Genomic DNA, 21,671 nt, shown 5'->3' on the forward strand with positions numbered 1-21,671 from the left:
AACGCCGGTTTCGGCGGTCTGCCCGCGGACCCTTTGCGCATTCTCAATTCTCTCGACATAGTTATCCTGGTTCTTGCCGGAATCACGTTCCTCGGGTTTCGGCCCACGCTCGGCAGGATCAACGGGATCTGGACGGGTATAGCCGTCGCGCTGCCCTTCGCCGGAATAGCGGTTCTGTTCGTCACGCATTTAGCGGGCCGTTCGGCGTTAATGGGTGCAGGTCTGGTGATTTCCTTTCTGATGCTCAAAAGCGCCGGCTTCAGGCGTCTCGGGTACGCGGGACTCCCGGCGAACGCGCTCCTTCTTGCCGGCGACCTTGCAACGGGCGCGTCCCGGGCACCCCTCGTCGCTGTTCTTATAGGAACCGGATACTTGTTGTTGCTTGCTTGGTTTCTCCTGGTCGGTATGCGACTGCTCCGCCTGGGATCGGGCGGGCGGGACGCGGGGCGTAGTCGGTTAAGGACGACACCTCTACGAGGTAGGTCAGCCGGATTCTAGCGGGCACTATTTAAGGATCAGCGACCCATCCGTAGCACGGTAGTAAGGCCTATTTGGCATATACTTCCTTGACGACTACAATTATGAGCTATAAAATACGACCAATAGCAGAATAAATTAAAAAGGAAATGTTGGGCCAATTAGGCAAACGCTATGAGCATCTCAAGGTGGAACCCGATTCGTACTCAAGAGAGAAATTTCTCGTGGCTCCTGAATTCGGAGTTCAAACTTCTGGATAACAAGTACGATAACTGTCTACCCAATCTCCGATCGGCGAGAACGCTTCTGATTGGGTCTGACTACAGCGGCGAGTCGTCCAAGACTCTCTACTTGGTCTTTTCATTCCTCTTGACGTCCCTAGGGTCCTGGGCTGGTTGGGAGACACAGCGGTTGGAGATTAGGCAAAAGCACCTGCGGGATTCCAGGCGCATGTCCTTCAAGCGTCTCGGTGACCGACAACGTAGGCGAGCCTTGATTCCCTTCCCTGAATGCCGCGAATAGCTTAAATGGGCTGTCGTTCTCCGTCGCTTTGAACAAGGAATGCGAGTCTATATTTACTGCCCGACCTCCACTTGACCTCTCTAATCCTGATTTTGCGGCCTACCGTAAATGGAAACCTGCGGTCTTGGAGAAGGCGTTCTTTACTATTCATGTCCTCGGTGTGATTCTGGCTGGTCTCTCAGCCCCAGGACAGGACGTCATGTGGTTCACTGATGAAGACAGCATAGCGGCCAACGACGACAGAGTCCATGAGTTAACGCAGTTGTTTTCATGGATCAGCAGTCTATACCTCACGTTTGGCCTCGGCCACTGTAGGTGTGGAACTAGTAGGTGTGATAACGGATCGCAACAGATTGAAGACTTTCTCGCCATTCCTGATATTATTGCTGGTAGCCTTGCAGAACAGATGCAACTCCGAAGTGAAGACCCGAAGGAGTTGCGCACGGTTTTCTGGATGCACCGCGGCGATTTTTCCAGCAAGACCCGAGAGATAACGTGGTGGTTTTCAGAATGTCGCCATCCACTAAAGCGCTTGTTTTGCGTCATTGACCCATCCCCTGATGGCGGGAGTCATCTTCTCAGTTGGTTCCATTTTTACGACCAAAAGGACGGGTAACCAAAGCGTTGCACGGCGACGCGGTAAGGCTAGTTTAGGTGCAAGACACTTGAATTATTAACTTAATTATATGCGGGGAATAATTTAAGGCGATTATCCCTTGACAGCAGTTTTTTAATCAACAAGTTTGCGACTTCATTTGCTATGCCTTCAATTTTAAGACGCCTTGGGTTTTCATCGTCAGCACCTTCTCCTTTAGCATAGCCGTACCAATGCTCAAACTTGTGCATCGTTTTCACCACCTTCCCGAAAGGAGATTATATCCTTGGAAACAAAAGAGATAGCCTTAAAACTGGTGTTAGAAGCCATAAAGAAACATGGCTTAAAAGCACCCGAAGCCGAAGGAGTAGAATTTAACAAACAGTTAGCCGAAAGTGTTGCCGAAATGTATAAGATTGTCTATGAAGCCGTAAGCAGTTACGAGGAATCAGGAGAAATAAATGATGAATCTTTAAGTGATCTAATAAGAAAAGTACAGACTTACGGTAAGTGAAGTTGACGGTCGCATAGTTTTACCTTAATCACACTGACTTCTTTTAGCGCCTTAAGTATCTCTTTGTGTTCTTGCTCTGGGGAATTCTTAAGCCTTCTGATTAATTCCTTTTCAATCGCAAAGACTTTAAATAGGTTCTTCATTTTATTCCTCCCGCTTACGTGCTATAAGGGTATAGTCGCCTAATTTAATCCCAAAGAATAAGCTTGGTACCTGACATTTCCAGACCACGGTGCTTGACGTTTTACAAGCCTCTAAACACTCGGCTCCTGGCGTTTGTCCGCAAGGAACGCCTTTCGGAGGGCCGCTTTACGCGGACACGGTGAAGGTTCGGCTAAGCGAACAGGCGTACGCGTTGTGCCGAATCAGAGCAAGCATTTTGTAAGATAGATAATTGAATTTAATTACCAACCAGGCGGCTAAGAACGAATGGTGTCAGGCTCTATAAGTGCGCCGTCTTTCGCTCCGAACCAAGCCGATGTCGCGTCGGCCCGGAGTGCAGCGTCTCCGGCGGACAACTGCCAGGGAAATCCCCTTGGGGCTGTTTAGGTGCCCTGAATTTTTATATAACCCCAGAAGTTAAAAGTTTGGCGCCTGGTCCCGCCTGTTTCTTCGGCTGGCATATTACGTATAAAAGAAAACCCTGCTCCTTTTCGGATGCAGGGTGCGCCATGCTTGCGGGAGATTGGCTACAATTGTATTATACTGCTACACAATTAAATCCAACCGCTACCGTCCACGCCAAAGCCCATGAAGGTGAAGCCCGGGATGATCAGAATGACCACGAGAATCAACGCCCAGGCGCCGGGAAAGAACCCACCGCCGCATTCCTGAATAGGGACAGCCATTTAATGCGAACCTCCATTCTTGGCATTGATTAAGATAACTGCGTGTACGGTAGGGACCCTATCGTTAATGACTTTCTCTGCTACTTCTTCCTGGGAAATTCCGGAAAGGTATCTCCTTTCTTATCCTTCTTATCTTTCTTATCCTTCTTATCCTTCTTGTCCTTCTCTTTTTTCTCATCAGGGATACCTATCTCTTGCAGCATCTCAAAGACGGCTTTCGTAATCTTGGGGCCTGCGGTTTCGGGATGCTCCAGAGCCTCTTTGACCTTTCGATCGAACCGGTGCACTGCGGCCAGGATCTTGCTTTCATGTTCTTTCTTCTTGTGCTTTTTCTTGGATTCGTTATCGAACGCACCCTTTTCAGCGACTACTTCCGGCATGTGATTACCTCCTTATAAGTATTTTTATCGAAGGCCGTTAACAGTTTATTTCGTGTGGTTGTAGATGGTTGCGGTATAGAATAGTGAAATACGTCGCGGTGTTTAAATGAAATGGTCGTCTTCGAGCAACATAAAGGCTCTGGCCACTTTCCTGGCAAAAGATAACGGTTGATCGATGGATAGAAAGTGGATGTAGAACAGCCGCGGTGTTTCAAACAACCAGTGGTTGTGAAGCGCCGTAACTATGATTCCCTGTTGTCTAAGCGCTGAAATAAACGGGTTGATTTCCCTCTGCAATATAACGGTTTCCCCTAGATTCAGAGTTCTGCCTTCTCGATCCTTGGATTCAAAAGAAAAAAGCGCGTCAAGAACGAGAGGGCTTCTGGCGGGCTTTCCCGCAATCTCAACCTCGATATTTCTTTTGCGCGCTACGGTGCATAAACCGTTGCGCTGTTCCAAGATCTGAGCGCGAAGTATCCTTGCAAACTCTGCGCAGCGATCACGCGGTATAATTTCTTCCTCCACGCCGTGAGATTTGTATTTGGGCATATCATAGACACCTCCTTCGTTGTACCAAAATATGTCAGGAGGGGGAAATTGGTGAGACTTTCGTGCGATGGATGTATTAAGTTTTTCTAGGCCAGGGGAATCTTACGGATGGCGGCTATGGTTTATGGTAACGCGGACATGCTCAGTTAAGCCATTAACAAAGGACAAGCGCCAGGGAAGGCTTCTTAATCTCGGCCTGACTTAAGAACTATACGGGAACGCACAGCACGTCGAACGGGAAGATAAAATCAGGGTTCGGGATCTGGGGGTTGGCGGCGATGAGCGCTTCCACGCCGACATTATACATTTGGGCGATCGAGAACATCGTGTCTCCATACTTCACCTCGCAACACCCCTGAAATCCCGGCGGGCAGGCTTTGGGGCGGCGGAATCCCGGCGCGCATAAGACGTCTCCAGGGTAAAGCACGTTCGGGTCGGGGATATGCGGGTTGGCGGCAATCATCCGGTCGACGGTTGTGCCATACCTCTACGCGATGATGTACATCGTATCCCCCGGAATGACGAAGTAGTGGTCAAGGAATCCCTCGGGACATTCGGGCGGGTATCTTGCCGGCACGCACTTCACCTTCTTAAATCATTCAATAACTCAGTAGATGCAGTATATGCGTTCCGGTTGGCTTTGTGTTTATGCTTTTTACGAAGAACATTGCGGTTACCGCGCTCTTTCTATTGACATCAAGCGCTGCGCGATATAATATTTTTACTAAATAGGAATATTATTAATTAGGGGCGAGTAATGATAAATCATTCGACAATAATTCAGCAGATAAGGGAGAAAGGTTATAAGGTGACACCCCAGCGGCGGGCGATTATCGAAGCCTTGTTCCTTCCGGGCAGGCCACCCACGGCAAAAGAAGTGCTGGCAAAAGTAAGAGCCCAATTTCCCGACGTCAGCCTTGATACCGTCTACCGAAACCTGAATCTTCTGGTAGACATTGGCCTTCTAATTCAAATCAATCTTAAGAATAACGAAACGACAAGGTTTGAAATTTTGGAACATCACCACCACCACCTGGTCTGCCTGGGATGCGGCGAGGCAATATGCCTGGAGCACTGCGCCCTGAACGAGCGGGATATGATTATCGCCGAAGAAAGCGGTTATGAAATAACGGGGCATGCCTTTGAGCTTTACGGCTATTGTCCGGTTTGTCGAAGCGCCGGATGACGGTTTTATCTCGGTGGCCGGTATGAAAAAATTGATTGATTTACGGAGAGTGCGATAGGAAGGTTTGAAAAGTGCGCAAAACTGCAACCCTTTTAACGAGTGCCGCATTACTTGCCGCTATGGCTGTTTTTTTAACGGGATGCCGGGGACAAACTACTGCGGCGCCGGAAAGACCGACAGCAGGTAAGGCATTTACAATTGCCACCTCGTTCTACCCTATGTACATTGACGTTATAAACATTGTCAAGGACGTACCCGGGGTAAAAGTCGTCAATATGACCCCGCCCATGACAGGATGTCTGCACGACTATCAGCTCAAGCCCGATGACCTGAAGACTCTCACTGAAGCTCGGATATTCGTCATAAACGGCGCGGGCATGGAATCGTTTATGGATAAAGTTGTGAGCCAATTGCCCGACCTGAGAACTGTCGATGCCTGTAAAGGGATACCACTCATAAAAGGCGAGGGAGATGAAGGAGACAACCCTCACGTATGGGTGAGCATATCCGATGCCATACGGCAGGTGAAAAACATCGGACTGCAACTGGCGGCGCTAGACCCGGACCATGCCGCGCAGTACTACGCCAACACCAGCGCCTATGTGAATAAGCTTGAGGCGCTCCGCGACAAAATGCATCAGGTCCTTGACGGCGCTAAGAAGCGGGACATTATTACGTTTCATGAAGCCTTCCCCTACTTTGCCCGGGAATTCAACCTTAACATCGCGGCGGTGATTGAAAGAGAGCCCGGTTCCGAGCCAAACGCCGCCGAGTTGGCGGACACCATCGAAACCGTTAAGAGAGCTAAAATCACGGCGCTCTTCGCCGAACCGCAGTATCCGGTAAAAGCCGCCGAAACCATCGCCGGTGAAACAGGGGCGAAGGTATACACCCTGGATCCGGTGGTGACGGGTCCGATGGAACCGGACGCCTATTTAAGAATAATGGAATCCAACATGAAAACGTTGGAAAAGGCGTTAAAATAGGATGTTTTATACCGGTATAATTCGAAAACTGGAAAGAAAATCTTGCGGCTTGTGCTGCACAAAGCTGAAAAACTTCGGGGTTAATATCGGTAAGACAGAGATTTTACACGATATCGATCTCCACATTCACTGCGGTGAGCTGACGGTACTGACCGGCCCAAACGGAGCAGGTAAGACAACGCTTCTTAAAGCGATCCTGGGGGAAATCCGCCATACGGGTGAACTGTCTTTCCTTGATGCCGGGAATTGCCCGAGGAAGCCCGTCGTCGGTTATGTCCCTCAAAAACTGGACTTTGATCCCGGTTCGCCGATCAGCGTGTTGGATTTGTTCGCATCCTGTTCGTCATCCCGGCCGGCTTGTATTGGTCATTCCCGGCGCCTTCGGGAACACGCCTCAGTCAGCTTGGCCAGCGTGCAGGCGGACCGCCTGTTGGAAAGGCGCCTGGGAGATTTATCGGGAGGGGAGCTTCAAAGGGTTCTACTCGCTATGGCTGTCGGCCCTAATCCTGACCTGCTTTTGCTGGATGAACCGGTTTCCGGCATCGATGTGCAAGGCAGAAGAGTCTTTTATGATCTGGTTTCAAGTCTGCGCCGGCAATATGACCTGTCCATCATATTGGTTTCCCACGATTGGGCGTTGATGTCGCGCTACGCGGACCGCATTGTTCTCCTGGACCGGACAGTACGGTACTGCGGTATGCCGCAAGAATTTCTTTCTAATGAAAAGATATTGAGGGCGTACGGACCGGCGATGGAGGAAGAACCCAGCCAAATCCTTGTGAAACCGCAAATAATTCATCGGAGCAAAGGTGTGCGTAAATAATGGAAATATGGTACGCCTTTATAGACCACGTATTACCATTCGAGTGGGCCCGGTACACCTTCATGAAAAACGCTCTTCTGGCGGTACTTCTGGTCGGCCCGATGTTTGCCGTCATGGGAACGATGGTCGTTAATAATAAAATGGCCTTTTTCTCCGATACAATCGGTCACTCCGCCCTAACCGGCATTGCTATCGGTGTGCTTCTAGGTTTTCATGACCCGTTATGGATCATGTTGGTATTCTCCGTCCTTCTGGCCGCCGCCATATCCATGCTGAAGGCCCTGACCACCACCTCAACGGATACCATCATCGGATCTGTGTCCGCCACCATGGTGGCGCTCGGTATTGTTATCCTCTCGCGCGGAGGCGGGTTTAATAAGTTTTCCCGGTTTCTTGTCGGCGACTTGTTGAGTATTACACCGACAGAAGTGCTGTTGCTGGCTTTCACACTCGCGGGCGTTATTCTGCTGTGGGGAATAATGTTCAACAAGTTCCTGCTGGTAAGCGTGAACCCATCACTGGCGCTCAGCAGGGGCATCCCGGTCCGCTTTGTTGAAACCCTGTTTTGTATAACTACGGCGGTCGTTGTAACGATTTCCATTCAATGGGTCGGCATTTTAATCATCAATTCACTATTAATTTTACCGGCCGCGGCCGCGCGGAACATATCCCGGAACATGCGCCAATACCATGTGGTCTCCTTACTGATAACCCTTACCTCCGGGATAGCGGGACTGCTCATGTCGTATTACTGGTCGACGGCTACCGGGGCAACCATCGTTCTATTCGCGGCGCTGTTTTACCTGGGTACTCTCTTTGCAAAACCCAGGCTTGCTTAAGCTCTCAGCAACCACATCCTCCGGGAGAGTGCTGTAAAACATCCAGCTTCGCACGGCTGACAAAGCCGGACGAAGTTTATCACCGCGCGTTCCGTATCGCCCCGACCATACCCGGCCAAACTATCACACAGGGGGTGACGGTCGGATTTTCGCGTATCCGTATAACCCCGGATACGGGAGTCCGGCCGGTTATGTGGATATAATCCTCCGCGCCTTTATCGCCGGTGCAACCGCAGCCCTAGTATATTTGACCATCAACTGGGCTTTCTTCCTGGCGGGCGTCCTGCCTTTCACACTGACGCATTATACGGCGAGGTTGGTGATGCCGCCGGGAACCCCGCTGACCGTATTGCCGCTGGTTATGGGCACAATGGCGGATATTGCCGCGAGTTTGTCTGCCGTAGTCGCAATCGACCTTATCATTCGCTGGAGCGGCAGGGGATACGCCTGGCTGAAAGGGTTAAGCGCAGGGGGAGTCCTTTGGGTGATTCACGTGGCGTTCATCCCCGCTATGGCTCCCAGGGTTTACAGTACTATTCCCCCGGTGATGGTCCTGGCGTCCTTTATCCTCTCAATCCTTTGGGGGCTGATCGCCGCCCTCGTCCTGCGGCACCTGCCGGAACCGCAATCCCAACAAGGATAAAATGCCGGCGAACGCGAATTTCTCCAAAAGGGTGTTCGAGCTTTAAAGCATTTTATAAATGAGATAAAGGCGCCGCGGTTATTCGCGGGGCTCAGGGTATGGAAGGAAAGTTGTGATGCTGTCCACTTTGCTCAGGGTGTTTTTTGCCCGGCGGCTGAAGCCTTTTTGTTTGAGTTCAGCCGAAAAGCCTGTTCTTGATCCATCCCTCGAAAGCTTTGGTCTTTACGTGCACGTTCCCTTCTGCCGGCGGATCTGTCCCTTTTGCCCCTATAACAAGTGTTTGTACCGCGAAGACAGAGTGGTGGATTACTTCGATGCTCTTTCAACGGAGCTGCGGCGCTACAGGGAGATTTTCGGCCGCGCCCGGGTAGACTCGATCTACTTCGGCGGCGGCACACCCACGACGGCAACCCCGCAGCTTGTCCGGCTGATTGACGAGATAAGGAGCTTGTATGATTGCGGCAACGTGATAGGTGTGGAAGCACACCCGAACGATCTGAACGACGACACTCTAAGTATCCTCCGGCAGGCGGGGGTGAACATGCTCAGTATCGGGGTGCAGACGTTTGACGATCGGTTATTAAAGTCAATAGGCAGGACGTACGGCGGGGCTGCGGCCAGAAAGGCGGTTAAGGCGGCGCTCGACGCCGGGTTTGAGACCGTTGACGCGGACCTGATTTTCGCGTTACCGGGGCAAAAGGTGGAGGATGCGGTGCGCGAGGTGTCGGAGGTTTTCGAGCTGGGGGTTCACCAGGTATCGGCTTACCCGCTGATTATTTTTCCGTATACGGGCATGGGTTCCCATATAAGGCGCCTGGGGTTGAAAAAGACAGGCTTGAGAGCGGAAAAGGGGATGTTGACGGCCATCGTCAATCTTGCCGACAAGTACGGGTATAGACGGAGTTCTATCTGGACCTTTACCAGAAAAGGGGCCGCAAGGTACAGCTCAGTGACGCGGGAGAGGTTCGTCGGGGTAGGAGCAGGCGCGGCATCCCTGAACAGTGGTTATTTCTATCTTAACACCTTCAGCCCGGAATATTATGTAAAATCCGTCAGGCAGGGACTGCCGGTTTCCGTGGGAATGAAACTGTCTGCACGTGTGGAAATGCTGTACTGGCTTTACTGGCGGATGTACGATATGGAGATACCTGTCCGGCGTTTCGAAGCGCTGTTCAGGGAGAGTCTGAAGCGCCGTTTCGGAGTGTTTCTTGCGGTATTGCGGTTGTGCGGTCTGGTCGTTGCGGAGGGTGATTCAATCCAGTTGACTGATAAAGGAGGGTACCTTTTTCACCTGGTCGAAAAGGGCCATTCGTGGGATTATCTCTGCCGGGTTTGGTCCGGCAGTCTCAAAGAGCCATGGCCTTCTGAGATTTGCTTTTGACATCATGGAACGGCTTAAAAAGTAAAGGGCAGGCTCTACAAGTCAGCCGTCGTTCGCTCCGAGGCCCGATGAACCGGAGGTGAGACGGCGGCAGGAAAGGCCGGTATCAGTATGCGCGAGAGCGTTATCCAACTGGAAGACGGGTGGTTCTTCATCCGGCATACGGGCGTTAACAGGCGGCCGGCGCTGCTCTTCATTCACGGGCTTGGCGAGTCCGGCCTGTGTTTTGACGAAGCGTTCCGGTCTCCGGAGCTGAAAGACTGCGGCCTGGTGGTCCCCGATATGCCGGGATGCGCCCGCAGCTCGCACGCCTTTGACGGCGACTACGGCATGGAGACCCAGGTGCGCCGCCTCCGGCGGCTCGTGGACCATTTGGGGCTTGAGTCGTTTTACGTTGTCGGGCACTCGCTCGGGGGCGACCTGGGCGTGTTGATGGCCTCCTGCGACAACGAAGGGCGGGTAAAAGGGCTTGTCAATGTAGAAGGTAACCTGACGCCGCACGATACGTTTATCAGCGGCAAGGCCGCCGCCGCGGCGGAGAGCGGCGATTTTACCGGGTGGTTCGAGGAGGATTTCAAGGAGAAAATGGTCCTGAAGGGATGGGGGAGCAGGTGGGAATCGTGCCGGCGCTATTACGCCTCGCTCCGGTTCTGCCGACCGGAAGCCTTCCTGGCCGAGGCCTTGGAGATCTGCGAAAGGAACCGGCCGCTGCCCGGCCGCACAGAATCCCTTACCGGGACCGCTTACGCCGGGCTGCAAATCCCGAAGGTTTTCTGCTGGGGCAGCGAAAGTCTGGCGCAAGAGACGCTCGAATACCTGGAAGCGGCTTCACTGCGGCACCGGAGGTTCGAGCCGGCCTTTCACTGGCTGATGATCGACCGGGCGGAAGAGTTTTACGGTTTTCTTTCTGATTTCATCCGATCGCCGGTTTAGTTTAACCGAAAACCCCGGACGGATCAGATTTTCACTTTAATCACCGGACTTGTAAAGGGTTATTCCCGCCTGCGGGCGGGTTTTTTAATGAACAGAAAAACAATACAATAAAAAGCTCGGCAAGGTTATACTGCACAACCCCCTCATATTATGTCACACCACCGTATAAATGCATAAAGCACAAGAAATACAGTTTTGAAGGAGGAGTAAAATGAGATCGCAAAAAAAGAGGATGATCGGTTGTACGGTTTTATTGCTCCTGTCGCTGGTTGTATGCGCTCCGGCCTTCAGTGCCGATCCGGAAGAGGTGGACGTAAGGCTTAGGCCGGACACGCTTATCGTCAACTCCACCGAAACCGCAAACTGGCCTCATTTTAAGGCCATTGTCGGCTACTATCTTGTAGGGTACAAGATTACCGGGTATGAGATCGGTCTGTATCAGGGTGACGTTTTGGTCGCCTGGGCTGAAAGCTTCCGGCCCACGTGGTACAATTGCGAGGCAACCTTCGACAGGGAGGCGGTCCAGCAGTACGCGCTGGATAACGGAATCTCCGGCCGGACATCGTTTACGGTTAAAGGCTGGTTTACGGCTGTCAGCAGCACAAACAGCATCGCGAAGGTTTTTACCGGTTCCGACGAGGTTCTTATATTGGTCCAGGGGAAACAAGAATAAGCGGGAAGACGGCATACGTGCGCGGCCTGTCTATTTGCAGAGGGTCACAAGCCCGGAAAGGTGGTGCTTCCAGCCCTTCTTAGAACATAATACTATCCAAGGTTAAACATAAACGTTGAACGTTTAACGGACCCCCAAAGGGTCCATCCTTGCAGCTTGAACTTGGAACATGGAGATCACCGGCGGGTTTTCAGACGGGCGGCGGCGCGCATCAGGGCCGCCCGCGCCCTGTCGTAGTCTACATCCGGCCCCCGCGCCGCGAGGCGCCGTTCCGCGCGTTCCCGCGCTGCCTGCGCCCGTTCCGGGTCTATGTCCTCGGGGTGCTCGGCCGACCCGGTCAGAAGGACCACCCGGTTTTGGTTTATTTCGAGCAGCCCGCCGGAGATGACAAACATCGATTCCGCGCCGTCCTGCGAAATCCGCACCAGCCCTGTCTTTAACAGCGTTATAAGGGGGGCGTGATAGGGAAGGATACCCAGGTCCCCCTCGGTTCCCGGAACAACCACAAAACGGGCGTCCCCGTCAAACGCCACACGCTCCGGCGTAACCACCAGGACGCGCTGTACCGCGCTCACGAGGCTGCGTCCTTTCGGTGCGGCGTTCGCCGTCCCTTTTCCACCACTTCGTCGATCGTTCCCGCCATATAAAAGTCATCCTCGTCCAGTTCGTCGTGACGGCCTTCGACGATTTCCTTAAAACCGCGGACGGTTTCAGCGATGGGTACGTACCGGCCCGGGCGTCCGGTGAAGCTTTCGGCCACGTTAAAAGGCTGCGAGAGAAAGCGCTGAATCCGCCGTGCCCGCGCCACCATCAGCTTGTCGGCGTCCGAGAGTTCCTCCATGCCCAGAATGGCGATGATATCCCTTAGTTCCCTGTAACGCTGAAGCACCTCCTGAACCCGCCGGGCGACGCTGAAGTGTTCCCGGCCGACCACGTCCGGGTCAAGGATTCGCGAGGTGGAATCCAGCGGGTCGACGGCCGGATAGATGCCCTGCTCCGAGATGGCGCGGGACAGCACGACCGTGCCGTCAAGGTGCTGGAAGGTGGTGGCGGGAGCGGGGTCGGTGAGGTCGTCCGCCGGAACGTAAACCGCCTGCACGGAGGTGATGGACCCCTTGTCGGTGGAGGTAATCCGCTCCTGCAGTTGTCCCATTTCCGTCGCCAGCGTGGGCTGGTAGCCTACGGACGAAGGAAGGCGGCCTAGGAGCGCTGAGACCTCGCTTCCCGCCTGGGCATACCTGAAGATGTTGTCTATGAAGAGCAGAATGTCCGCGTTTTCCTCATCGCGGAAGTACTCCGCCATCGACAAACCGGAAAGCGCCACCCGCCATCGGGCCCCCGGCGGTTCGTTCATCTGCCCGAAAACCATGGTGGTCCGCTCGATTACTCCGGACTCGGTCATGGAGGCCAGCAGTTCGGCCCCTTCGCGGGTACGTTCCCCCACGCCCACAAAAACCGAGATGCCCCCGTGCTCCCTGGCGATATTGTTGATGAGTTCCATGACGATTACGGTCTTTCCCACGCCGGCGCCGCCGAACATTCCGATTTTACCGCCCCTGACGAAAGGAATGAGGAGGTCGATCACCTTAATCCCTGTCTCCAACTGCTCAATGTCGGTGGATTGTTCGATAAGCGGGGGGGCGTTCCGGTGAATCGGATAGTGCTTCCCGGTGGTCACCGGTCCCCGGTCGTCAATGGGGCGCCCGAGGACGTCAAACAAACGTCCGAGGACCTCCCTTCCGACCGGCACCCGGATCGGACGCCCGGTATCGCGCACCGCCGTTCCACGCATCAGGCCTTCCGTGGCGGAGAGCGCGATGCACCGCACGACCTCGTCGCCGAGGTGAAGCACCACCTCCAGGGTCAGGGGACCGCCGCGTCCCGAGGGGTCGGTGAACCCGTCCACCACAAGGGCGTTGAAGATTCGCGGTAGTTCGTCGGGCGGGAAGCGCACGTCAACAACGACTCCGATTATGCGCACGACTTCTCCCTGCATGGGTTCCTCCTTAAAATAGTGCTTCTTTCGTTGGGCGCGGCGATAAGCTGCGTATAGCTTTGTCAGCCTGGCAGGGCGGGGTCCTCACGTACCCCACAGTACGCTCCGGCCCGTCCCTGCCAGGCTTTCGCGCTCTACTTGCTTCTCCCCGCGCGCCGTTTATGCTATGTTACTGCTTTTAAGTAACCAGCTTTCGGATCTGTATTATTCGCCCTTTTTGATGCTGCTGTCGCGGCGTGGGCGGTTTCTTTCGGCGGTTGTCACTCCAGCGCCTCGGCCGCCGTGACGATGTCGAGGAGTTCGCCGGTGATCCCCGCCTGCCGCAGGCGATGCAGCCTGAATGTAAGGCGGTCGATCATCTCATCGGCGTTCCGTGTCGCCCGGTCCATGGCGGAAAGTCGGGCGGCGTGCTCGCTGGCCTTGGACTCGGCAAGGGCGTGGAATAAGGCTTCTTCGATGAACAGCGGGAGCACGGCGCTGAGGATTTCTTCCGCTCCCGGTTCGAAGAGGTAGTTTCCCCCGGGTTCATCGCTCACCGGAACGGGAATCAGGGACACCACTTCGGTTCGGTGCTCGAAAAAGCTGATAAACTCGCTGTAAACCAGATCGACCCGGTCGTAATCGCCCCGCTCGTAACCGTGGATTATATGGTGTGCGATGGAACGCGCATCCTTTACATGGATGTTTTCATCAAGGTCCACAAACCTGCCGGCTGTTTCCAGCCCTCTGAAGTTGAAAAAATTTGCCGCTTTCCGGCCCACCGCCACGAAAATCGCTTCCGGGTAAGACTCGGCTTCCTTCAGCGCCCGGCGCAGGACCGGCACGTCAAAACCGCCGGAAAGTCCCTTGTCCGCGGAAACCACCGTAAAACAAGCCCGGCGAACCGCCCGGACGTTAAGCAGGGGGTGGCGGACCTGGTGCGCGGCACCCGCGAGGCGGCCTAAAACCTCACGCAGCAGTTCTTCGTAAGGCCGCGCGGCTTCGACAACTGCTTGCGCCCGCCCGGCTTTAGACATGGATACGGCCTTCATCGCCCGCGTCACCTGGCGTATGCTGCGGACACCCCTGATCTGGTTCCTGACTTCACGCACAGCTATTTCCTAACCCGGACAAGCCGTAACCAAAATATGCCACCACAAAGGCACAGAGTTCACAGAGAACAGAACTATCATGACTAATAACAAAAATGAATATCTGTGTTTACAAGCAGCACCTGGCAATTGGCCATCCTCCATTCTTCCCACTTCGAACTTCTCACATCACACCTCTCATTTGCTCGGTCCTGAAGCGTTCCAGTAGATGCTCCAGCAACTCCCGGAGCAGCCGTTCGTCTTGCTCCGCCAGTTCTGCGTTTTGAGTGATCCGTTCCCTCAGCCCCGTTTGTTCCCGCCCGAGTAAGTTGAGCAATTCGTCTTCGAATGGTTTTACAAGCTCGACCGGAATCCCGTCCAGATATCCGTTGACGCCCGCGTACAGCGATACAACCATCTCCGCGAGAGATAACGGTTGGAACTGTTTTTGTTTCAACAGCTCCACCAGCCGGACGCCGTGAGTAAGACGGGCGCGGGTGGTACGGTCGAGGTCGGTGCCGAAATGCGCGAAGGCTTTCAGCTCGTGGTAGCGGGCAAGGTCGAGACGCATCCGCCCCGCCACCTGGCGCATGGCTTTTGTCTGCGCGCTGCCGCCGACCCGCGAGACCGACAGTCCTACGTTGATCGCCGGACGGATGCCGGCATAGAAAAGCTCCGATTCGAGATAGATCTGTCCGTCGGTGATGGAGATAACGTTGGTCGGTATGTAGGCCGAAATGTCTCCCTGCTGGGTCTCGACGATGGGGAGCGCGGTCAGAGAGCCGCCGCCGTTCTCCCGGTCAAGCTGGGCAGCCCTTTCCAGCAGGCGGGAGTGCAGGTAGAAAATATCGCCCGGGAAGGCTTCACGCCCGGGAGGGCGCCGCAGCAGAAGGGACATCTCCCGGTAAGCCACGGCGTGGCGGGAAAGGTCGTCGTAAACGATCAGCACGTCGTTCCCCTCGTCCATGAATTTTTCGGCGACGGCGGTGGCGGCGTAAGGAGCGATAAACTGCATCGGCGCGGGATCTGCGGCGGTGGCGGCTATGACCACCGAATAATCGGCGACCTTTTTCTCGCGGAGTTTTTGGATTACCCGGGCCACGGCGGAGGCCTTCTGGCCGATAGCCGTGTAAACGCACAGCACGCCCTGGTCGCGCTGGTTGATGATAGCGTCTACGGCGATGGCGGTCTTTCCGGTCTGCCGGTCGCCGAGGATCAGCTCCCTTTGCCCCCGCCCGATCGGTATCACGGCGTCGATCGCCTTGATCCCGGTTTGCAACGGCCGGCTTACAGGCGCGCGGGCGGTCACCCCGGGGGCGAACCGTTCAACCGGACGGTATTCTTCCGCGTCCAAGGGCCCCCGGCCGTCGAGGGGTGTGCCGACGGGACTCAGCACCCTGCCGATCAGCCGCCTGCCTACCGGCACCGACGCAACCCGGCCCGTGCGCCGTACCCGGTCTCCTTCGCGGATCTGCTGAAAGTGTCCGAGGATTACGCACCCGACCTGTTCCTCCTCCAGGTTTAGCGCGATGCCCGGCACGTCGCCGGGGAACTCGATAAGTTCACCGAACACCGCCCGGGAGAGCCCGTAGACCTGGGCGACACCGTCGCCGACGCGCACCACGGTGCCCACCTCGCTCAACTCCGCCGTGACTTCATATCTTTCGAGCTGCTGTTTTATAATGGTGCTGAGTTCATTAAGCTTGAGGCTGATAAAAAGTCACCTCTATTAAGAAGTTCAAAGTTCAAGGTTTAAAGTTCAAAGTAAGAATAATCTCTTGGCGGTGACTAAAGCGGTCAGAAGGTAGAATATAGAATAAGAATTCCGGAACCGCTTAAAACTCGCAACCCGAGACTCGTAACTGTTATAATACTTCCTCCATTATCCCCGGACTTGGGACTGAGGACTTTCGACTTTGGACTTCCTTTGCGATCCGTAACTCGGCAGCCGCTAACGGATGCAGGACGTGTCCTCAGCAAAAAGCCTGCCGAGAGAATTCAGACGTCCTTTGACGCTGGCGTCGATCAGAAAGTCCCCGAATCTTATGATAAGCCCGCCGAGTAAACCGGCATCCACCGAAAACTCCACCTCCGGCTCAAAACCGGTCAGTCGCGCGGCGGTCTCAATGATTTCGCGCCGCAAATCGTCCGGCAGGGGGAAGGCGGAAGCCACCCTTACCTCGGCCCGTTTTTCCGCCTCGCGGCACAGGGCGGCAAAATACCTGGCGATAAGGGGAAGGTATCGTTCTCTCCGGTGCGTGATCAAAACCTTCAGAAAGCGCAGCGTCAGCGGCGACAGCCGCGGTCGCAACACGGCGTCGAGGGCGGTCGCCTTCCGGTTTGCCGGAAGACGGGCGTTCCACAGGGAGCGGAATTCCGGTACTTCGACAAGCACCTTTTCCAGTTCGGCCAATTCCCGGCGGACCGGTCCGATCCGGCCTTCACACCTCGCCGACGCAAGCAGGGCCCGACTGTAGCTCGATGTTATTCTTGGATCCGGCACCGCTGCGCACCGACCTCCTTTACGGCTTCGCGCACCAGGCGCAAATGCTGTTCCCGGTCGATCATCCGGCCGGCCACCTTCTGCGTTGCCGTCAGGACAAGCTCCGCAAGCTCGTCCCGCAAGGTTTTGCGCGCCTCGTCACGCTCCCGTTCAAGTGCCGCGAGGGCCTTATTTTTCACCGCATCCGAGTCGTTACGCGCCTGCTCCAGGATCCGCCTGACGCGGCTTTCGGCTTCGCTTTCCGCACGGTCTATTATGGCGCGCGCCTGTTCCCGGGCTTCCACGAGCATCTCTTGCCGCTGCCGAAGCAAGTCTCCGGCCTCCTCCCGGTCCCTTTCGGCGGTCGCGAGCTGTTCCGCCACCATCCGGCGGCGGTCATCCAGGACCTTGAGCAGCGGCCGGTACGCAAAAATCCTCATGAGGACGAGCAGGAGCAGGAAATGAAAGACCTGTGCGGCCAGTGTGGCGTTAAAACTCAGGTCCAGGGAAGGTCACCTCCTAACCCGGACAAGCCGGAACCTCAGCACTCAACGGTATGTTAAAAATAATTTGCATCTTGTTCACAATGCGGCTTCGAACGCCGCGTTTTTAAAACCAGTAAGTTGAGTGCCGGGCTGCCACAGAGGTAGATCATCAAGTCCGAAGTCCTATGTCCTGCGTCCTAAGTCCGGATACAGGGACTGGAAGGACTGGGGACTCTCGACTGAGGACTTAATTTATGACTCTCGACTTTATATCCGTTCCCCTCCGTGCGCTCTGTGTCACTGTGGTTGATTTTTCTTGCCATTTTGCGTATTTTGCGTAGATATTTGCGACATAGGCCTACCGTATGTTTCCCAGCAGCAGGAACGCGATAACAACGGCAATCAACGGCACTGTCTCGATAAGGCCGACCGAAATAAGCATAAGGGTCAGAAGCTGCCCGCGCAGTTCCGGCTGGCGGGAGATTCCCTCGATGGTTTTGCTGGTGGCGAGACCGTTGCCGATTGCCGCTCCGATGGCCGCCAACCCCGCCACGATTGCCATGCCTATGGCGGCGGCCGCGCTTAAATCCACCCGTGGATCATCCTTCCTCGAAGGTCGCCGTGGAGATGTAGGCGATGCTCAAAATGGTAAAGATAAAAGCCTGAATCAGCGATATGAAGACGCCGAACCCCAGCCACAACACCGAGGCCATGAACCCCCCGGCCAGTTCGCCGACGCCTGTGATCAACCCCAGCAGGGCGATAAGCATTATCTCTTTACCTTTCATGTTGCCGAAGAGACGGAAAGCCAGCGTCACCGGTTTGGCCGCTTCCTCCACAAGTCTGATCGGAAGGAAAAAAGGGTAAGGCTTGATGAAATCCTTGAGGTATTCGCCGCGGCGGTAGCGCAAACCCCAGGCGTGGAGCGCGACAAAGGTCACCGCGGCCAGCGCGAAGGTGGTCTGGTGATCGGCGGTCGGCGCCGAAAGGGTAGGAACCAGTCCCAGCAGGTTGGCGACGGAGATGAACAGCAGGAAGGTCAAGGCCAACTGAAGTACGCCGTTACTCCGGCGCGGGTCCATGGAGTCCCTTATCAAATCACGGACGAAGTCGATGACGATCTCAAAAAGCGCCGCAAGGCGTCCAGGCCGTCGGACACCGGCGCTTCTGACCGCGGCCAGCGCCAGCACGAGCACGACGGCCATGGTCACCCAGGTGAAGATGATGGTGCGCGGGTTAAGGTCTATGGGGTAGCCGAAGATTTCGCCCAGCCGCCACGGCTGCTGCGGTATGTGCCAGACATTGAGGGCTTCGCCGGTGCGGTCGATGATTGACACTTCCGGCGTACGTCCCGCTTGTGGAACCAAACCGTGCCGCCTCCATAACAGGTTAAAAGTTCAAGGTTCAACGTCCAAAGTTAAAGAAAGGTTGTTTTTAAGACTGACGGTGCTCCTTGCCGTATGAGTAACCTTCTTTGACATTGTCTCCCTATCATTCCACGGTTATGCGGGGTGCGAACTATAACAACTTGTGGGCGGTTCTGAGAAAGGCCGTCGGGAACCGCTTGATGCAGGAGCGAAAAAACTCGGCGTAGGTCAAGTCTCCGGCTACAGTACGGACAAACGCGTCCGCCAGGTCCGGCTGGCGTTCAAGAAAACGGTGGAAGAGGCCCGGCCTTCGGTAAAACAGTCGGGCGATACGGTGGGCGGTAAGCATCTCCGGTCCCATTTTCCGGCGTACCAGACGGGTGTATTCCCGCAGTTCAGGCTGCAGCTTATTAACCTGCCCGCCGATTACCTCCGCCGCCAGACGGGCGCTGTAAAGTGCTGCATATATCCCTTCGCCCGTCAGGGCGTCGGCGAGTCCCGCGGCGTCTCCGACGACAAGGGCGCGGTCCCGGTGCAGGTTGTCCGGTTTCGGGTTGTAAGGGATCGTCCAGCCGCGTGCCGTCAACGCGGATACAGAGTCCGCAAGACCTTCCGAGTTTATGACTCTGCCCAGGAGGGAATGCAGACCCTTGAAGCGGGGGGAGATGCTGCCGGCGCCGATTGAAAGACGGCCGGCTTTAGGGAAAACCCAGGTGAAGGTTCCCGGCGCCAGCCCGTAGTCCACCTTAATCCTGCCCTGGTTTCGCGCCAGTCTTTCCGGGGATACCGCCACCTCCTTCTCCAGGGTGATGGCGACTCGCTTCCGCCGGGCGAGCCGGAGCGTACGGGCCACGATACTGAACGCGCCGTCCGCTCCCACCAGGAACTGTCCCCACCACTGTATGCCGCCGGCGCTTATGGATACACCTTCATCGGTCATCTCAATGCGGTTTACCCGGACCCCGTCCCGGACCGCCGCACCGACTTCCCTGGCCTTATCCACCAGGTAGGCGTCGAAACGATCCCTGCTGACCGTGTATACCACGGGTAGGACATGCGTGATCGTAATCGGCCGTGTCTGATTGTGGGTCAGTACCACCGTGCGGATTTCGTCTTCGATGACGGGCTCCAGGCTGAAGTCCAGGAGCCTGCGCGCCTTGGGCGCCACGCCGCCGGCGCAGAGCTTATGCCGGGGGAGACGCTCTTTTTCCAGGAGCAGGACGCTTATTTTAGCGCGGGCCAATAAATACGCCAGGTAGGCCCCGGCGGGCCCGGCGCCGATAATGATTACCTTGTACACTGATATTCCTCCGGGATGAGTTCAAGCTTTAATATTGCTCAACGGTGGATATTCGAGTCGCCTTATGCCTTGTAAAGCCAAAGCAGGCGTTATCGATAGTCTTTCCGTATTGGCGGTGTTTGCGCCGGTTTTGCCAGAAAAATTACACAGAAGGAGCTTGACCGAGCTTGATGCTTCTTTCCAGCTAAACGGCCCTATCCCGGAAAGGATTGTGTACGGCGAGAGGTTGCCGAAGAGGTTGCCCGGCGGATTTTGCGGAAGGAACAGAAGGAGCGAAAAGAATAGATGCGGCGCTTGTGGCTTGAAGCCAACGTGATTCTCCGGTTTGTTACCGGTGATCCTCCAGAGATGGCGGAGAAAACGTTTGGACTGATGAGGCAGGCGGAAAACGAGGAGATTTTACTCCAGCTCTCGCCGCTGGTCATCGCAGAGGTTGTGTGGGTGTTCGGTTCCTTTTATAAGTTCTCAAGAGAACAGATTGCCGAAACACTGGCCTCATTTGTGACGGCGAAGGGAGTATTCGTGGCGGATACCGACCTGATGGTTTCTGCGCTGACAAAAATGGCTGTCAGGAATGTGGATTTCGTCGACGCGTTTCTTGCCGAGGTAGCCCTATCTTCGGGGGAAGCGGTATGTTCTTTCGATGAAGATTTCGACCGTCTGGGAGTGGAACGGGTAATGCCTTAACCCGGATAAGCCGGAACCAATTGTAACCGCGGATGGACACGTCTAGACACAAATTAAGATTCTTATCATTCTTATCCGTGTTAATCCGTGGTTCAAGAATTCTCTTCTTTGTGTCCTTTAATTTCTTGCCATTTTGCGTAAATCTTGGCGTCAAAGGCCTTAAAAAATAAAAGTTGTATGGACGTTTACGCCCATAATCCGTAATTTCAGGAAGATAAACCGTAATTTTGTGCAATAATGGCTGGTTAGTCAGGGGCCTTAGTATAAAATGTTAAAACAGCAATATCGCAGTCTGCTGCATCTCAGGATACAAGAGCTAAAACCCACCGTTTAACAATACTCATTCCTCCTCCATATTACGACAAGTTCAAAGTCGCTCTTACCAAAGGGGTAGTGTTATGTCTCCTTTCCCCAAAGAATTGTCATCTGCTAATTGCGCTGCCTATCTATGTTCTCCGGAGGACTTGGAAGTTTCTCACGTCCGTTGCCGCGATTTAAAGGTGCCGTTTGAGCTCGATAAACCTCAGCAAATCCTGCCGAAGACTGCACTCGCTTCCCGCCTGGCGGAGAATTCGCTTCTTTTCACCCTTGCAGAACAGGTGATCACTCCAGAGCACTATACCGGATTACAAAATAACCACATTTATATACTTTGCGACCGGGAATTGATAGCGCTGAAGATCTTTGCAGCACCAGAGGTTTTAGCCGCTGCCGAAGAAGTCGGTATCAAGCCCGGCACTGTTTTCACCGAAGAAAGCTGCGGCGCCAACGCTCTTGCTCTCGCACGGGAGCACAACCGCCTTGTAGCCTGTCAACAGCGCTTGAAAATTGACCCCTTTTGGCACTCGAAATTTGACCCCCAAGGTATACTTAAGGTACCTACGGATTGTTAGCCGACAGATCACTTCCTTCCAGAGGAATTACGTCCAACGCCT

At 54.7% G+C, this 21,671-nt stretch carries 26 protein-coding genes and 1 pseudogene; 12 read left to right on the forward strand and 15 right to left on the reverse strand.

Annotated features, from left to right (window positions below):
* The coding region (locus tag AB1500_12775; GenBank protein ID MEW6184025.1) for a hypothetical protein at positions 1-498 on the forward strand (498 nt) is incomplete at its 5' end.
* Positions 499-1,677: 1,179 nt separating this feature from the next.
* Here AB1500_12775 and AB1500_12780 read toward each other — a convergent pair.
* Entirely contained in the window at positions 1,678-1,845 is a 168-nt protein-coding gene (locus AB1500_12780) for a hypothetical protein (protein ID MEW6184026.1), read from the reverse strand.
* Between the two features lie 35 nt (positions 1,846-1,880).
* On the opposite strand from AB1500_12780, the gene AB1500_12785 reads away from it, so the two are divergent.
* Positions 1,881-2,108 carry a hypothetical protein gene (locus AB1500_12785; GenBank protein ID MEW6184027.1) on the forward strand — a complete coding sequence of 76 codons (228 nt, stop codon included), beginning with the start codon at positions 1,881-1,883 and terminating at the stop codon, positions 2,106-2,108.
* Between the two features lie 716 nt (positions 2,109-2,824).
* On the opposite strand, the gene AB1500_12790 is transcribed toward AB1500_12785, so the two are convergent.
* From AB1500_12790 to AB1500_12810, 5 genes and pseudogenes are all read right to left on the reverse strand, one after another.
* Positions 2,825-2,956 carry a hypothetical protein gene (locus AB1500_12790; GenBank protein ID MEW6184028.1) on the reverse strand — a complete coding sequence of 44 codons (132 nt, stop codon included), beginning with the start codon at positions 2,954-2,956 and terminating at the stop codon, positions 2,825-2,827.
* Positions 2,957-3,036: 80 nt separating this feature from the next.
* Positions 3,037-3,336, reverse strand: coding sequence for a hypothetical protein (locus AB1500_12795; GenBank protein ID MEW6184029.1), 300 nt, complete (start codon positions 3,334-3,336; stop codon positions 3,037-3,039).
* Between the two features lie 102 nt (positions 3,337-3,438).
* On the reverse strand, positions 3,439-3,885 hold the full coding sequence (locus AB1500_12800) for a DUF1259 domain-containing protein (GenBank protein MEW6184030.1): 447 nt from the start codon (positions 3,883-3,885) through the stop codon (positions 3,439-3,441).
* 208 nt (positions 3,886-4,093) lie between these two features.
* Positions 4,094-4,228: a LysM peptidoglycan-binding domain-containing protein gene (locus AB1500_12805; GenBank protein ID MEW6184031.1), complete on the reverse strand. Its 135-nt coding sequence runs from the start codon at positions 4,226-4,228 to the stop codon at positions 4,094-4,096.
* Positions 4,229-4,291: 63 nt separating this feature from the next.
* Positions 4,292-4,360 (reverse strand): annotated as a pseudogene (locus tag AB1500_12810) (peptidoglycan-binding protein).
* 282 nt (positions 4,361-4,642) lie between these two features.
* Here AB1500_12810 and AB1500_12815 point away from each other — a divergent pair.
* The 8 genes from AB1500_12815 to AB1500_12850 all read left to right on the forward strand — a co-directional run bounded on the left by AB1500_12815 (position 4,643) and on the right by AB1500_12850 (position 11,349).
* Positions 4,643-5,071 carry a Fur family transcriptional regulator gene (locus AB1500_12815; protein MEW6184032.1) on the forward strand — a complete coding sequence of 143 codons (429 nt, stop codon included), beginning with the start codon at positions 4,643-4,645 and terminating at the stop codon, positions 5,069-5,071.
* A 71-nt stretch (positions 5,072-5,142) separates the two neighbouring features.
* On the forward strand, positions 5,143-6,057 hold the full coding sequence (locus AB1500_12820) for a zinc ABC transporter substrate-binding protein (GenBank protein MEW6184033.1): 915 nt from the start codon (positions 5,143-5,145) through the stop codon (positions 6,055-6,057).
* A gap of 1 nt (position 6,058) precedes the next feature.
* Positions 6,059-6,880 carry a metal ABC transporter ATP-binding protein gene (locus AB1500_12825; GenBank protein ID MEW6184034.1) on the forward strand — a complete coding sequence of 274 codons (822 nt, stop codon included), beginning with the start codon at positions 6,059-6,061 and terminating at the stop codon, positions 6,878-6,880.
* Positions 6,877-7,719, forward strand: a complete 843-nt coding sequence (locus AB1500_12830) for a metal ABC transporter permease (protein MEW6184035.1) — start codon at positions 6,877-6,879, stop codon at positions 7,717-7,719. The genes AB1500_12825 and AB1500_12830 overlap by 4 nt, the downstream gene beginning before the upstream one ends.
* Before the next feature lie 193 nt (positions 7,720-7,912).
* On the forward strand, positions 7,913-8,362 hold the full coding sequence (locus tag AB1500_12835) for a hypothetical protein (GenBank protein MEW6184036.1): 450 nt from the start codon (positions 7,913-7,915) through the stop codon (positions 8,360-8,362).
* 115 nt (positions 8,363-8,477) lie between these two features.
* A complete protein-coding gene (locus AB1500_12840) occupies positions 8,478-9,743 on the forward strand; it encodes a coproporphyrinogen-III oxidase family protein (GenBank protein ID MEW6184037.1) in 1,266 nt (421 codons plus the stop codon).
* A gap of 111 nt (positions 9,744-9,854) precedes the next feature.
* A complete protein-coding gene (locus AB1500_12845) occupies positions 9,855-10,676 on the forward strand; it encodes an alpha/beta fold hydrolase (protein ID MEW6184038.1) in 822 nt (273 codons plus the stop codon).
* A 211-nt stretch (positions 10,677-10,887) separates the two neighbouring features.
* Positions 10,888-11,349 (forward strand): hypothetical protein, encoded by a 462-nt coding sequence (locus AB1500_12850; protein ID MEW6184039.1) that lies wholly within the window; start codon positions 10,888-10,890, stop codon positions 11,347-11,349.
* A gap of 176 nt (positions 11,350-11,525) precedes the next feature.
* Here AB1500_12850 and AB1500_12855 read toward each other — a convergent pair whose 3' ends face one another.
* From AB1500_12855 to AB1500_12895, 9 genes are all read right to left on the reverse strand, one after another.
* On the reverse strand, positions 11,526-11,924 hold the full coding sequence (locus AB1500_12855; GenBank protein ID MEW6184040.1) for a F0F1 ATP synthase subunit epsilon: 399 nt from the start codon (positions 11,922-11,924) through the stop codon (positions 11,526-11,528).
* Positions 11,921-13,345, reverse strand: coding sequence for a F0F1 ATP synthase subunit beta (atpD, locus tag AB1500_12860; GenBank protein MEW6184041.1), 1,425 nt, complete (start codon positions 13,343-13,345; stop codon positions 11,921-11,923). Before atpD ends, AB1500_12855 begins: the two co-directional genes overlap by 4 nt.
* Before the next feature lie 260 nt (positions 13,346-13,605).
* On the reverse strand, positions 13,606-14,436 hold the full coding sequence (gene atpG / locus AB1500_12865) for an ATP synthase F1 subunit gamma (GenBank protein MEW6184042.1): 831 nt from the start codon (positions 14,434-14,436) through the stop codon (positions 13,606-13,608).
* 163 nt (positions 14,437-14,599) lie between these two features.
* Complete coding sequence (gene atpA, locus AB1500_12870) at positions 14,600-16,129, reverse strand: F0F1 ATP synthase subunit alpha (protein ID MEW6184043.1); 1,530 nt, start codon at positions 16,127-16,129, stop codon at positions 14,600-14,602.
* A 237-nt stretch (positions 16,130-16,366) separates the two neighbouring features.
* Complete coding sequence (gene atpH, locus AB1500_12875) at positions 16,367-16,918, reverse strand: ATP synthase F1 subunit delta (protein ID MEW6184044.1); 552 nt, start codon at positions 16,916-16,918, stop codon at positions 16,367-16,369.
* Positions 16,900-17,403 carry a F0F1 ATP synthase subunit B gene (gene atpF, locus AB1500_12880; protein ID MEW6184045.1) on the reverse strand — a complete coding sequence of 168 codons (504 nt, stop codon included), beginning with the start codon at positions 17,401-17,403 and terminating at the stop codon, positions 16,900-16,902. The genes atpH and atpF overlap by 19 nt, the downstream gene beginning before the upstream one ends.
* A gap of 337 nt (positions 17,404-17,740) precedes the next feature.
* Positions 17,741-17,974 carry a F0F1 ATP synthase subunit C gene (atpE, locus tag AB1500_12885; protein ID MEW6184046.1) on the reverse strand — a complete coding sequence of 78 codons (234 nt, stop codon included), beginning with the start codon at positions 17,972-17,974 and terminating at the stop codon, positions 17,741-17,743.
* Positions 17,975-17,981: 7 nt separating this feature from the next.
* Entirely contained in the window at positions 17,982-18,749 is a 768-nt protein-coding gene (gene atpB, locus AB1500_12890) for a F0F1 ATP synthase subunit A (protein MEW6184047.1), read from the reverse strand.
* 151 nt (positions 18,750-18,900) lie between these two features.
* A complete protein-coding gene (locus AB1500_12895; GenBank protein ID MEW6184048.1) occupies positions 18,901-20,049 on the reverse strand; it encodes an NAD(P)/FAD-dependent oxidoreductase in 1,149 nt (382 codons plus the stop codon).
* Between the two features lie 285 nt (positions 20,050-20,334).
* Between AB1500_12895 and AB1500_12900 the strand changes: the two genes are divergently transcribed.
* Both AB1500_12900 and AB1500_12905 read left to right on the forward strand, forming a co-directional pair.
* Positions 20,335-20,736, forward strand: coding sequence for a PIN domain-containing protein (locus AB1500_12900; GenBank protein MEW6184049.1), 402 nt, complete (start codon positions 20,335-20,337; stop codon positions 20,734-20,736).
* A gap of 398 nt (positions 20,737-21,134) precedes the next feature.
* On the forward strand, positions 21,135-21,629 hold the full coding sequence (locus AB1500_12905; protein ID MEW6184050.1) for a hypothetical protein: 495 nt from the start codon (positions 21,135-21,137) through the stop codon (positions 21,627-21,629).
* Positions 21,630-21,671: the final 42 nt, after the last annotated feature.

The organism is Bacillota bacterium, assembly GCA_040755295.1.
In the GTDB taxonomy this organism is placed as follows: domain Bacteria; phylum Bacillota; class Desulfotomaculia; order Desulfotomaculales; family Ammonificaceae; genus SURF-55.

Coding starts and splice junctions, on each gene's coding strand:
- AB1500_12780 (MEW6184026.1), bottom strand. CDS start 1,845: ATGCACAAGTTTGAGCATTGGTACGGCTATGCTAAAGGAGAAGGTGCT.
- AB1500_12790 (MEW6184028.1), bottom strand. CDS start 2,956: ATGGCTGTCCCTATTCAGGAATGCGGCGGTGGGTTCTTTCCCGGCGCC.
- AB1500_12795 (MEW6184029.1), bottom strand. CDS start 3,336: ATGCCGGAAGTAGTCGCTGAAAAGGGTGCGTTCGATAACGAATCCAAG.
- AB1500_12800 (MEW6184030.1), bottom strand. CDS start 3,885: ATGCCCAAATACAAATCTCACGGCGTGGAGGAAGAAATTATACCGCGT.
- AB1500_12815 (MEW6184032.1), top strand. CDS start 4,643: ATGATAAATCATTCGACAATAATTCAGCAGATAAGGGAGAAAGGTTAT.
- AB1500_12825 (MEW6184034.1), top strand. CDS start 6,059: ATGTTTTATACCGGTATAATTCGAAAACTGGAAAGAAAATCTTGCGGC.
- AB1500_12840 (MEW6184037.1), top strand. CDS start 8,478: ATGCTGTCCACTTTGCTCAGGGTGTTTTTTGCCCGGCGGCTGAAGCCT.
- AB1500_12845 (MEW6184038.1), top strand. CDS start 9,855: ATGCGCGAGAGCGTTATCCAACTGGAAGACGGGTGGTTCTTCATCCGG.
- AB1500_12850 (MEW6184039.1), top strand. CDS start 10,888: ATGAGATCGCAAAAAAAGAGGATGATCGGTTGTACGGTTTTATTGCTC.
- atpD (MEW6184041.1), bottom strand. CDS start 13,345: ATGCAGGGAGAAGTCGTGCGCATAATCGGAGTCGTTGTTGACGTGCGC.
- AB1500_12900 (MEW6184049.1), top strand. CDS start 20,335: ATGCGGCGCTTGTGGCTTGAAGCCAACGTGATTCTCCGGTTTGTTACC.
- AB1500_12905 (MEW6184050.1), top strand. CDS start 21,135: ATGTCTCCTTTCCCCAAAGAATTGTCATCTGCTAATTGCGCTGCCTAT.